This is a genomic window from Bradyrhizobium sp. (assembly GCF_030646015.1).
Lineage (GTDB): Bacteria > Pseudomonadota > Alphaproteobacteria > Rhizobiales > Xanthobacteraceae > Bradyrhizobium.
In genome coordinates, this window is record NZ_JAUSLT010000166.1 from 1 (window position 1) to 11780 (window position 11780).

General features: G+C 65.2%; 9 protein-coding genes. 4 read left to right on the top strand and 5 right to left on the bottom strand.

Translation table 11 applies throughout. The features are described 5' to 3' along the window. From Q7T45_RS24525 to Q7T45_RS24540, 4 genes are all read right to left on the bottom strand, one after another. On the bottom strand, positions 1-88 hold an 88-nt coding region (locus tag Q7T45_RS24525), incomplete at its 3' end, for a transposase (RefSeq protein ID WP_370691355.1). Positions 89-361: 273 nt separating this feature from the next. Then, a complete protein-coding gene (locus Q7T45_RS24530; RefSeq protein ID WP_304874358.1) occupies positions 362-2404 on the bottom strand; it encodes a hydantoinase/oxoprolinase family protein in 2043 nt (680 codons plus the stop codon). 2 nt (positions 2405-2406) lie between these two features. Beyond that, a complete protein-coding gene (locus Q7T45_RS24535) occupies positions 2407-4077 on the bottom strand; it encodes a hydantoinase B/oxoprolinase family protein (protein ID WP_304874359.1) in 1671 nt (556 codons plus the stop codon). A 42-nt stretch (positions 4078-4119) separates the two neighbouring features. Further along, the gene (locus Q7T45_RS24540) at positions 4120-5451 is read right to left on the bottom strand and encodes an aspartate aminotransferase family protein (protein ID WP_304874361.1); all 1332 of its coding nucleotides are present in this window, start codon (positions 5449-5451) and stop codon (positions 4120-4122) included. A gap of 244 nt (positions 5452-5695) precedes the next feature. On the opposite strand from Q7T45_RS24540, the gene Q7T45_RS24545 reads away from it, so the two are divergent. The 4 genes from Q7T45_RS24545 to Q7T45_RS24560 are packed head-to-tail and all read left to right on the top strand — an operon-like array spanning position 5696 to position 9339. Further along, the gene (locus tag Q7T45_RS24545) at positions 5696-6331 is read left to right on the top strand and encodes a TRAP transporter small permease subunit (protein ID WP_304874363.1); all 636 of its coding nucleotides are present in this window, start codon (positions 5696-5698) and stop codon (positions 6329-6331) included. Next, positions 6328-7626, top strand: coding sequence for a TRAP transporter large permease (locus tag Q7T45_RS24550; protein ID WP_304874364.1), 1299 nt, complete (start codon positions 6328-6330; stop codon positions 7624-7626). Before Q7T45_RS24545 ends, Q7T45_RS24550 begins: the two co-directional genes overlap by 4 nt. Before the next feature lie 25 nt (positions 7627-7651). Beyond that, the gene (locus Q7T45_RS24555) at positions 7652-8716 is read left to right on the top strand and encodes a TRAP transporter substrate-binding protein (protein WP_304874365.1); all 1065 of its coding nucleotides are present in this window, start codon (positions 7652-7654) and stop codon (positions 8714-8716) included. Continuing rightward, entirely contained in the window at positions 8713-9339 is a 627-nt protein-coding gene (locus Q7T45_RS24560) for a HutD family protein (RefSeq protein ID WP_304874367.1), read from the top strand. Before Q7T45_RS24555 ends, Q7T45_RS24560 begins: the two co-directional genes overlap by 4 nt. A gap of 13 nt (positions 9340-9352) precedes the next feature. Here the strand turns inward: Q7T45_RS24560 and Q7T45_RS24565 are convergent, their stop codons facing one another. Continuing rightward, entirely contained in the window at positions 9353-11683 is a 2331-nt protein-coding gene (locus Q7T45_RS24565) for a xanthine dehydrogenase family protein molybdopterin-binding subunit (protein ID WP_304874368.1), read from the bottom strand. Positions 11684-11780: the final 97 nt, after the last annotated feature.

Consider the following 11780-nt stretch of genomic DNA (forward strand, 5'->3'; position numbering starts at 1 on the left):
CACGGAACGAGGCCCGGTCATCGAGGGCCTCTTCAAGCGCCGGATCGGATAATCCATACCATTGCTGTAGCAGCAACGCCTTGAACATCACCAGGCGCGGATAGGGCGGCGGGCCTCGCTCCGGTTCCGGAAGGTCGCCCACACGCGTTCCACAGCCGTCCAATCGACCAACTCGCGAATCCGCCTAAGCACCGGATTCCCTGTCCCTCGCCGCGACGCTAGCGCATCCGCGAAACTCGGTTGCCCAACCTGCCGATATGCCATCCCAGCCCTCTCCACAGCTAGGTCGCCTAGTGAATCGCAGATTCGCCTTTATGCAAAGCTCTCGCAAGCGGGAGAGGGAGAAGAGGAATCGCTGCGATCACCTCAGCGCAATGTCCAGCCAGCCGAGCGCGTTGACGGACACCCGGTCGTCTTCATCGATCACCACCGTGGTGGTCTCGGCCTCGATGATCGCGGGGCCGGCCAGCGCGTGACCTGGCCTGAGATCGTCGAGCGCATAGACCGGCACGTCGCGCCAGGCGCCGAACCAGGCCTGCCGCGTTCCGCGCGGCGCGCAGACTCCCGCCGACGGCGTTGGCCTCACGTCCTGCCCGCGCTGCGAGACTTCGCCGATCGCGGCGACCCGAGCATTGACGAACACCACTTCCTGGTCGCGCGCGGCGTAGGTGTAGAGTTCCTCGTGGCGGCGGTGGAAGCGGTCTTCGATCTGGTCGACCAGGTCGGCGGCGTTCCAGTCGAGGCCGTCGAGCGCGACGTCAATTTCAAAGATCTGCTCGCCGTAGCGCATCTCCGCCGAGCGTTCCGTCGTCATCGGACCGCCGAACCAGGCGCGCAGCCGGCCGGTCGCCTGTTGCTCCAGCTCAGCAAACAGGTTTCGCGCTTCGCCGGCGGATATGCGGGCGGCGGCGCCGTAATGGGTGCGGCTGACTTCGTAGCGCAAATCGCTGGTCAGCATGCCCCAGGCCGACAGCACCGAGGCCGCGATCGGCACAATGATGCGCTTGATGTCGAGTTCGCGCGCGACCTCGGCGGCATGCAGGCCCGCAGCGCCGCCGAAACTCAGCAGCGCGAATTTCCGGGGATCGACGCCGCGGCGCAGGGTCATCAGCCGGATGCCGTCGGCCATCTTCAGGTTGATCATCCGGGCTATGCCGGCGGCAGCTTCGAGCCGCGAGAGACCGAGCGACGCCGCCACCCGGTCGACCGCGGCTTCGGCTGCCGCAGCGTTCAGCGGCCGCGCGCCGCCCATGAAGGCGCTGGCGTCGAGATAGCCGAGCACGACGTTGGCGTCGGTGACGGTGGCGGCCGTGCCGCCATTGCCGTAGCAGGCCGGCCCCGGCACCGAGCCCGCGCTTTCGGGACCGACCCGCAGCGTGCCGCCGGCATCCACCGACGCGATCGAGCCGCCGCCGGCCGCGATGCTAGCGATGTCGAGGCTGCGTAGCGCGATGCGCTGGCCGGCGAGCGATCCATCGGCGGACAGCGAGGCGCGGCCCTCCGAGATCAGCGAGATGTCGGTCGAGGTACCGCCCATGTCGAACGGCACGAGGTCGGGAATGCCGGTCAGATCGGCGCAGCGCCGGGCGCCGGAAATGCCGCCGGCTGGCCCTGACAGCACCGTGCCCGCGGCCAACCTTGAAGCTTCCTCCACCGGTGCCATACCGCCATGGGAGAGGATGATGAAGAGCGAACCCGTGAAGCCGGCCTCATGAAGGCGCTGTTCCAGATTGGCCAGATAGTGCCGCACCTGCGGCCGGACGTAGGCGTTCACGATCGTGGTCGAGACGCGCTCGAATTCCTTGATCTGCGGCAGCACATCGCTCGACCGGGAAATGCTGATGTCCGGCAGTTCGCGCGCCAGCCGTTCGACGGCGGCGAGTTCGTGCACGGGATTGAGATAGGAATGCAGGAAGCAGACCGCGACCGAAGTGGCGCCGGAGCGGCGGATCGCGGCGATGGCGTCATCGAGCGAGCGAGCGTCCAGCGGGATCGCGACCTCGCCATTGGCCTTGAGCCGCTCCTTCACGCCAAAACGCCGCTCGCGCGGCACCAGCGGTTGCGGCGGCGGCGAACGCAAATCGTAGCGGTTGTCCTTCAACCCCTCGCGCATCTCGATGACGTCGCGATGGCCCTCGGTGGTGAGCAGCGCGACCTTTGCGCCCTTGCGTTCGAGCAGCGCGTTGGTCGCGACGGTCGTGCCGTGCACGATGCGGTCGGTAACCCCGAGCATTTCTTCGCGCGACAGCTTCAGCCGTCGCGCCAGTTCCTCCAGCCCCGCCATCACGCCGACCGACTGGTCCGCCGGCGTCGATGGCGATTTCGCGAAAATGGTCTTGCCTGTTACGTCGATGGCGACGAGATCCGTATAGGTGCCGCCGACGTCAATTCCGATGGTGTACATTTTCAGGAGCCCTGCCCCGTGGGCGCATCTTCGGTGACAAGTCCCTGCTCGCGGTCCCGCGCGCGCGCCTCTGCCGAGCGTTCGGCCGGCGGCCCATAGCCGCCACCGCCGGAGGAGCGGATTTCGAGGCAATCGCCGGGACGCAGCTCGATGCCGACTTCCTTGGTGCGCAGCGCGCGCGGCGGACGTCCCTCCGAGATCAGCCGGTAGTCATGCGGCACGCCGTCCTTGCCGCCGAGCATTCCGCAGGGACCATAGCGCACGCCGTCGCCCGCGGTATTGCCGCGCGCGGGCTTTGCGGTTTCCAGCACGAGATCGAGCGCGACGCCGAGGCCGCCGCGGAATTTGCCGTCGCCGCCGGAGTTTTCGCGGAATTCATGCCGGCGAAAGTGCAGGGGAAAACGCACCTCTGCGACTTCGAGGCTGCCGAACTTGAGGCCGCCGACGCTGTGCCATTCGCCGATCGAGGAATAGCCGTCACCGCCGGACGAGGCGCCGCCGCCCGGGCGCGCCTGAAACAGGTGCCAGATGAAATTCTTGCCGGTGCGCGGATCCTCTCCCTGGATCGCGATCCGGAACCGGCGGCTCCAGCCCGCCATGGCGCGTTCCGGACAGGACGCCGACAACGCCTTGACGATCGCTTCGACGATTTCATTGGAGGGATGGCTGGTGCACAACGTCACCGGACGGCCGGGATCGGCCCAGACGATCGTCCCCTGCTTTGCGATCACCTTCAGCGGCCGCAGCGCGCCGGTGTTCTTGGGGATTTCGGCGTCGATCAGATAGGCAAACGCCATCGCCACCGCCGCCTGCATGTTGGCATGCGAGGAATTGACGAAGCTGCTCGACTGCGGATCGGATTCCGACAGATCGACCTCGATGTCGCTGCCCTGTTTTGTCACTTTCGCCGCGATCCGGATATCGCTGCGGCCATGGCCGTCATCGTCGAGGAAGGCTTCGCCGAAGAACACGCCGTCCTTCCAGGTCGAGACTACCGCGCGGGTCTGCTGCTCGGTCGCATCGAGGATCGCTTCGATCGCGGCTTCAACGACTGGCGCGCCGAACTCGCTGAACAGTTTTGAAACCCGCCGCTCGCCGAGATGGGCCGCCCCCAGCATCGCGGCGAGGTCGCCGCGAAACTCGCGCGGGTTTCGCACGTTCAACGCCAGCAGATCGAGCAGGTCCTCGCGCGGCCGGCCGGCCTCCGAGAGCCTGATCGGCGGCACCCGCAACCCCTCCTGCCAGATCTCGGTGGCGGCGGGATTATAGGCGCCATGGGTGGCGCCGCCGATATCGCTGAAATGGGCGCGGACGATGGTCCAGAGCAGGCGCCTGTCGCCGGAGAATACCGGCACGAAGACGGTGAGATCGGGCAGATGGCTGCCGCCGTGATAGGGATCGTTGAGCAGAAACACGTCGCCGGGCGCGACATCCTTGAAGCGGTCCTCGACCACCAGCGTCGCCCAGGGCAGCGCGCCGACATGGACCGGGAGATGATCGGCCTGCGCGATCAGGCGGCTGCTTGTGTCGCAAATCGCCAGCGAAAAATCCCGGCTGGAATTCAGGATTTGCGAATAGGTGGTGCGAAGCATGGCTTCGCCCATTTCCTTCACGATCGAGCTCAGGCGGTGCTGAACCACGGATCGCGTGATGGGATCGATTTTTGTGGACATGACGCTTGTTGGCAAAAAGTGACGGGATGATCAAGGGACCGGTCAGGCCGACGCCGCAACCTCGGCGATCGCTTCGGAGGCCGCGGTGACGATGGCGTCGATATCCCGATCCGTCATCGGCGTCGACAAGGCCATCAATCCATAGCCCGCCGCCAGCACGCCTCGATTGAGCAATCCGCGATTGAACACCGCCGATCGCTGCGCTTCCTGTTCCGTCGGATAGGCCGACCGGTAGTCGCGGACCGGACGGTCGGCGAAATGAATTTTCAGCAGCGATCCGAGCCCGACGGTGCGGCCGGGCACGCCGTGGCGGCGGAAGGCATCATCGATGCCGCCGCGCACCGCCTCGCCGATGGCGTCGAGCCGCGCGAAGGCGGCGTCATCGAGCAACTCCATCGCCGCGATCCCGGCGCGCATCGTCACCGGATTGGCCGAAAACGTCCCGCCATGCGGCAGATCAGGCTTGCCGGAGCTGGGATCGAACACCGCCATGAACTCCCGCTTGCCGCCGACCGCGCCGACCGGAAAGCCGCCGCCCATGATCTTGCCGAGCGTGGTCAGATCGGGATCGATATTCCAAAGGCCCTGCGCGCCGCGATAGCCGAGCCGGAAGGTGATGACCTCGTCGAAGATCAAGAGCGCGCCGACTTCCCGGGTGACAGCGCGCAGCGCCTCAAGATAGGCCTTGTCCGCAGGCGCCAGACCGGCGCGGTTCGGCATCGGGTCGACCAGCACGCAGGCGAGTTCGGCGCCATGCTCGCGGATCAGGCTGACCGCCGCCTCGACGTCGTTGAAAGGAATGGTGATGACGTCGGCCAGCACATTGTCCGGCGTGCCCCTGGCATAGGCCACCGAGACCGGGGCATTGCGGCCCCAGGCTTCCGGCACAGGATCGAGGCTGACTTCGGCATAGTCATAGGAGCCGTGATAGGCGCCCTCGCACTTGGCTATTTTCGGCCGCCCGGTGAAGGCCCGCGACGCCTTCAGCGCCATCATGACGGCCTCGGTGCCGGAGTTGGTGAAGCGCACCTGCTCCACCGACGGCAGGCGCGCCACCAGCAATTCCGCGAGATCGATCTCGGACTCGGTCGGCAGCCCGAACGCCGACCCCAGCGCCAGCTGTTTGGTGGCCGCCGCCACCAGCGCCGGATGGGCGTGGCCATGGATCAGCGCGGTGAAATTGTTGATGCAGTCGATATATTGGTTGCCGTCGACATCGAACACAAGGCAGCCCTCGCCGCGCGCGGCATAGATCGGGTACGGCTTCATGAACACGGTGGTGCGGGTGTTGCCGCCGGGCAGGCTGGAAAGGGCGCGGCTGTAGAGGCGTTGGGAGCGGGAGTTCGGATCGGGAAACATCTTGGGTTTGTCCACGGCGGTTTTGCTGATCGGGCTTATGCACTAACACTGCGGAGGGCGAACCTGCCATCTTATTGAGCAGACGCGGTACACAGGGAATGCATATGGATAATTAAAACGGCGAAGGCTGCGTGCGATCGATCCTCGTTTGACGACCGCCCGTGGAATCCCTACCGTTCCGGCAAGCCGCATCCGCGGCCCTGTGAAATGCAAACGATCCCGGTACCCATGGCTCGGCCGAGCGCGACAGAAAACATTCATGAGCATCCCTGATCCGCTGCTGCCCGATGAGCCCCTGCCCCAACGCATTTCCCGGATTTTCGCCTGGCTCGCCGGCGCCTGTATCCTGTTCGGCTGCGGCGCGCTGATTTCAGCCGATGTGGTCACCCGCTTCGTCTTCAAGCGCGGCATGATCGAAAGCTTCGAGATATCGGGCTACATGCTGGCGGCCTGCATCGGTCTCGGGCTCGCCTTCACCGTCACCTCGAAGTCCAATATCCGGGTCGATATCCTGCTTGATGCCTTTCCCTATCGCCTGCGTGCGGCCGGCGACCTGCTGGCGGCCTGTGCCCTCGCCGTCATCGCCGTGGCGCTGGTGTGGTTCTGCTGGAAAACCCTGGCGCAGTCGTGGACCATGAATGCAAGGTCGACCTCCGTCATGCAGACCCCGATGGTGCTGCCGCAGGCCGTCTGGTGGATCGGCCTGCTCTGGTTCGCTTTCATGGCCGTGCTGCTCCCTTTGCAGGCGATCTTGCGGCTTCTGGCCGCGGACCAGCGCGGCTTCGACAAATTGATCGGCAGTCTGCGCGTGACCGAAGAGATCGAGCAAGCCGGTATCGATCTGGCCAAGGTCGCGCCGAAGACCCAGCCGAATCCTGGGGCGACGCAGTCATGATCGGAACCGCGTTCAGCCTGCTGATTGGCCTGATGGCGCTCAGCCTGCCGGTGGCCGCGGCGCTCGGAATCATGGGCTATGTTCTCTCGCAGAAATTCGCGTTCTTTCCGCTGACCGGCGCGGTCGGCGAACTGGCGTGGAATACGTCGAACGACTTCATCCTGATCGCAGCCCCCATGTTCATCATGATGGGCGAGCTCATGCACCGCTCCGGCATGAGCGAGCGGCTGTTCACCGCGCTCGCGCCATGGTTTGCGAAAGTTCCGGGACGCCTGATCCACACCAACGTCGCCGCCAGCGCCATCTTCGCCGCCACCTCGGGTTCATCGGTGGCGACCGCGGCGACCATCGGCACCGTCGCGATCCCCAACATGGCGAAGGGCGGCTACAATCCGCCGCTCTTCCTCGGCTCGATCGCCGCCGGCGGCACGCTCGGGATCCTGATCCCGCCATCCATCAACATGATCATCTATGCGGTCTTGACCGACACTTCGGTAGCCCAGCTTTACGCCGCGGGGTTCATTCCGGGATTCATGCTGGCCGGGCTGTTCTCGCTGATCGTGTTCGCCGTCGCGATCTGGCGGCCGGGGCTGGCGGGTCCCGCCGTCGAGACCGCCGGACTGTGGCCGCAACGGATCGCCGGGCTGAAACATCTGGTACCGCCGCTCGGCCTATTCCTCATCGTGGTCGGCTCCATCTACGTCGGCATCGCCACCCCGACCGAGGCGGCGGCGCTCGGATTGATGGCGACGCTGGGCCTGGTGGCGGCCAATGGCCAGCTGACTTTGCCGGTGCTGGTCCGCGCCTTCGAAGGCACCGTGCGAACCACCTGCATGATCATGCTGATCATCATCGCCGCCTTTTTCCTGAACTTCGTGATGGTCTCGATCGGCCTCGTCAAGGCGGTGACCGATTCAGTGCTGTCGCTTGGCTTGCCGCCGCTGGCGATGCTACTCGCGATCATCGCGTTCTACCTGATCCTCGGCTGCTTCATGGAGACGCTGTCGATGATGATCGCCACCACCCCCGTGGTCGTGCCTGTCATCACCGCCATGGGTTACAGTCCGATCTGGTGGGGCATCATCTTCGTGATCCTGATGGAGGCGGCGCTCATCACCCCGCCGGTCGGCCTGAACCTCTATGTGGTCCAGTCGGTTCGCGGACCCGGGCCGTTCTGGGACCTGTGCATCGGCGCCCTTCCATTTGTCGGCGCAATGATCATGATGATCGGTATTCTGATTGCATTCCCCGAGATCGCGCTGTGGCTGCCGAGCCTGCTGCAACCGACGAAATAGCCCCTGCCCTCAAGGAGACCTGACAATGTCGATGCGACCCGTTCTTGCTGCGCTTGCCGCCGCTTCCACCATCGGCCTCGCGCCGCTGCCTGTCGCTGCCCAGACCCAGGGACTGCCCGCAACCGCGTTCAACGTGGTCGGCAGCATCGGCAATCTGTCGATGTATCTCAATCGCGAAGTGCCGTTCTGGAACGAGACCGTTCCAAAGGAGTCGGGCGGCGCGATCAAGGTCCAGCTGAAATCCTTCACCGAGCTCGGATTGAAGGGACCGGAAATCTTCCGGCTGGTTTCATCCGGCACCCTGCAATTCGCCACCACCGTCCTGAACTACAATTCCGGCGAAGTGCCGATGAATGAAGCGGCCGACCTGGTCGGCCTGGTCGGCTCGGTGGAGGAACTGCAGAAGGCAGCCGATGTGCTGCGGCCGAGCTATGCCAAGTTCCTCGAGGAAAAGCACGGCTTGAAACTGCTTGGCTTCGGTACGTATCAGGCCCAGGTAATCTACTGTCGCGATGCCTTCACCAACGTCGCCGACCTTAGGGGACGCAAGGTGCGCGCGTCCGGCGCCTCGCAGCAGGCATTCGTGTCCCACCTTGGCGGTTCGCCGATCACCATCGCATTCGCGGAGGTGCAACCGGCGCTCGCCAGCGGCGTGATCGATTGCGCCATCACCGGCGCGCTGTCCGGCTACCGCTCGAAGTGGCATGAATCGGCCAAATTCATCTCGCCGATGCCGATCAATTTCGGCCTCGCCGCCCACCTCGCCAATCTCGCATGGTGGAAAACGCTGGATCCGAAGGTGCAGGCCTTCCTGGAGACCCATGTCCGGAAGCTCGAAGACTCGATTTTCGAACAGGCCAGGACCGAAACCCAGACCGGCATCGACTGCAACACCGGCAGCGCGTCATGCAAGGAAGGCAAGCCGGCGGCCATGAAACTGGTCGCCGTGACGCCGGCTGACGAGGCGCTGCGCAAGGATGCGCTGGTGAAGGCGATCATGCCCGGCTTCGCGCAGCGCTGCGGCGCCGATTGCGTCGCCAACTGGAATGCGACGATCGGCAAGTCGCTCGGCCTCAAGATGGGGCAATGAGCCCCACGGCTGACGGCGGCGGGATTCGGCTCGCGCCGATCGATCCGGCCGCCTTCCGGCATACGCCCTGGAAGAACGGCGGCGGCGTCACCATCGACGTCGCCGAATCCCTGCTCCCGGGATTCGCACCGGGCAGCTGGGAAGGAATGGTATGGCGTTTTGGCCGGACTGCCATCGTGACACCGGCTCCCTTCTCCGATCTGAGCGGCTTCGACCGCCAGCAGGTGCTGGTTTCCGGTCAGGGGCTCGTGCTCGAGACGCCTGCAGGCGAGATCGACGTCCGGCAGCCGTTCAAGCCAGTCCGGTTTGCCGGGGAAACGGCGATCGTCAGCCGGCTCGAATCCGGACCGGTCGAGGTCGTCAACCTGCTCGGCGACCGGTCGCGGGTGTCGATCGACCTCACATGCCTCACGACAGGCGCCACGAATTCCCGCCCGGCCGGCGTCCACATCATCTACGCGGCCACGACGCCCTGCGACCTCGCCATCAACGGCAACGCCTGCGGGATCGCGAGCGGCCACGCTCTGCGCATCGATGCCGGCGAAAGCTTCACCGTCGCAAGCCGGCTCGGCACCGCGATCGTTGCGTCGATTTTTCCGGCGTCCCGGTCGATATCGCCGTGAATGGCCGGCGCAACTATTCCTTGCGGGACGTTGCACGCGCCGTCTGGATAGCGCTCCAGACCAGAAACGGCGTCGCCGGCATATCCAGCTCATTGATACCCAGCGGCGACAAGGCATCGAGCACGGCGTTCATGATGGTTTGCGGCGCGGCGATGGCGCCGGCCTGCCCGGTTCCTTTCACGCCCAGCGGGTTGGACAGGGTCGGCTCTGATACATTCAGGCCGCCGGCGAAGTTCGGCAGGTCCTGGGCGCGCGGCAACGCATAGTCCAGGAATGAACCTGTCAGCAGTTGGCCCTCGGCGTCAAAGACGACATGCTCCAGCAGCGCCTGCCCAATACCCTGTACCACGCCGCCATGAACCTGCCCGAGCGCCACGCGCGGGTTGATGAGGCGGCCGAAATCATCCGCGATCGTGTAGCGATCGAGCCGCACGACGCCGGTTTCCGGATCGATCTCGACTTCCGCGACGTGGCAACCATTCGGAAACGTGTAGAGGTCGGAGCCGTTGGTCGCATTTCCTTCCAGCCCCGGCGTCAATCCTTCGGGAAGACTGGCGGGATCTCGCGCAGCATCGGCTACCTTGCCGATCGCGATGGCGCGTTCGGTGTCCCGCACGACGAAGTTGCCGTCGACGAACGAAACCTGATCGACCGGCGCCTGCAGCAGATGCGCGGCGATCAGCCGGCCCTTCTCGATCAGTCTTTCGACGGCCATGACAAGGGCGGTGCCGCCCATATGCATCGAACGCGCGCCGCCATGGCCGTTGCCGCCCGGCAGCAGCTCGCTGTCGCCCTGGTGGAAACGGAATGCGGCAATCGGCAATCCCAAGAGGTCGGCGGCGACCTGGGGATAGGCGGTTTCGTGTCCCTGGCCGTTGGACTGGGTGCCGACCGCCAGCGACACCGCGCCATCAGCCTCGAACGCGGCGCGCGCGAACTCGCTTGGCACGCCGCGGGAAGTTTCGAGAAAGCAGGCAAGGCCGATGCCGCGCAACAAACCAGCCTTGTTCGATTGCGCGCGACGCTTGCGAAAACCGTCGAACTCCGCGAGCGCCATCGCCTCGTCCAGACCGGCGCCGAAACGGCCGCCGTCGATCTTCATGCCCATCGCCGTGCGATGCGGAAACGTGCCGATGATATTGCGCCGGCGCAACTCGATGGCATCGATCCCGGTCCTGACGGATGCGAGGTTCACCAGGCGCTCGATCAGGTAATTGGCTTCGGGCTTGCCTGCGCCGCGGTAGGCGTCGATCGGCGGCGTGTTGGTGAAGGCGCCGCGCACTTCGAAGAACACGGCGGGAATATCATAGACGCCGCCTATCGCGCTGCCGGCGGCATTGGTCGAACTGATGGGGCCCAGAGTCGAGAGATAGGCGCCCATATTGGCGACCGCCCGCACCTCCAGACCGAGAAACCGGCCCTTCTTGTCGAGCGCGAGTCTGGAGCGGGCAAAGAAATCGCGCCCCTGCGCGGAACTGACAAAATCCTCGGATCGTTCGGAGACCCAGCGCACCGGGCGGCCGAGTTTTCGCGAAGCCCACAGCACCAGCACATATTCGGGATACAGGTAGTTCTTCATCCCGAAGCCGCCGCCGACGTCGGGCACCACCACGCGGATGCGCCCGGCCGGAATCTTGAAGATGGTCTCCGCAAGCTGCCGGCGAAGATCGTGGACACCCTGGCCGGTCAGCGAAAGACAAAACCTGTCGGTCTTGCGATCATGAAAGCCGATGGCGGCCCGCGTCTCCATGGGGGCGGCGACCACGCGGTTGTTGAAGAGGTCGCATTCGACCACATGCGCCGCCGACGCCATCGCGGCGGCAACAGCCGCAGCATCCCCCTTGTGGAACAGGAATGCAGAATTGCCCGGCGCCTCCGGCCAGATCGACGGAGCGCCCGGCTGCAAAGCCGCGGTGGCGACGGTGACGCAGGGCAGCGTTTCATAGGAGGCGTCCACCGCTTCGCCGGCCGCGATCGCCGCCTCCGGCGACTCCGCGATGATGCAGACCACGGGATCGCCGACATGCCGCACAAAACCGCGGGCCAGCGCCGGGCGCGGCGGAACGATGATCGGCTCCACCGCCTCGATCACGGTGATGCACGGCAACTCGCCGATGCCGTCGGCCGCGAGGTCGGCTTCGCTATAGACAGCCACAACGCCGGGGACCGCGCGCGCCGCCGCCAGATCCAGCCGCGCGATCCGGGCGAAGGCGACGGGCGAGCGAACCACATGGGCATGCAGCACGCCGGGCACGTGATCATTGGCGACATATTTGCCGTGGCCGGTGAGGAAGCGATGATCCTCCAGCCTGTTCAGGGATTGACCTTGATAACGTTCTTGCAATTGCTCACCTACATTCCGGGAACCTGCCCACTTCCAGCATAAACATCGAAAACAACCCCATGCACAGATACAGAGGTGGGGAAATCAATGCCTTACG

Excerpts from the sequence above, each read along its gene's own strand:
- Q7T45_RS24530 (WP_304874358.1), bottom strand. The coding sequence starts at position 2,404 with ATGTACACCATCGGAATTGACGTCGGCGGCACCTATACGGATCTCGTC.
- Q7T45_RS24535 (WP_304874359.1), bottom strand. The coding sequence starts at position 4,077 with ATGTCCACAAAAATCGATCCCATCACGCGATCCGTGGTTCAGCACCGC.
- Q7T45_RS24545 (WP_304874363.1), top strand. The coding sequence starts at position 5,696 with ATGAGCATCCCTGATCCGCTGCTGCCCGATGAGCCCCTGCCCCAACGC.
- Q7T45_RS24550 (WP_304874364.1), top strand. The coding sequence starts at position 6,328 with ATGATCGGAACCGCGTTCAGCCTGCTGATTGGCCTGATGGCGCTCAGC.
- Q7T45_RS24555 (WP_304874365.1), top strand. The coding sequence starts at position 7,652 with ATGTCGATGCGACCCGTTCTTGCTGCGCTTGCCGCCGCTTCCACCATC.
- Q7T45_RS24560 (WP_304874367.1), top strand. The coding sequence starts at position 8,713 with ATGAGCCCCACGGCTGACGGCGGCGGGATTCGGCTCGCGCCGATCGAT.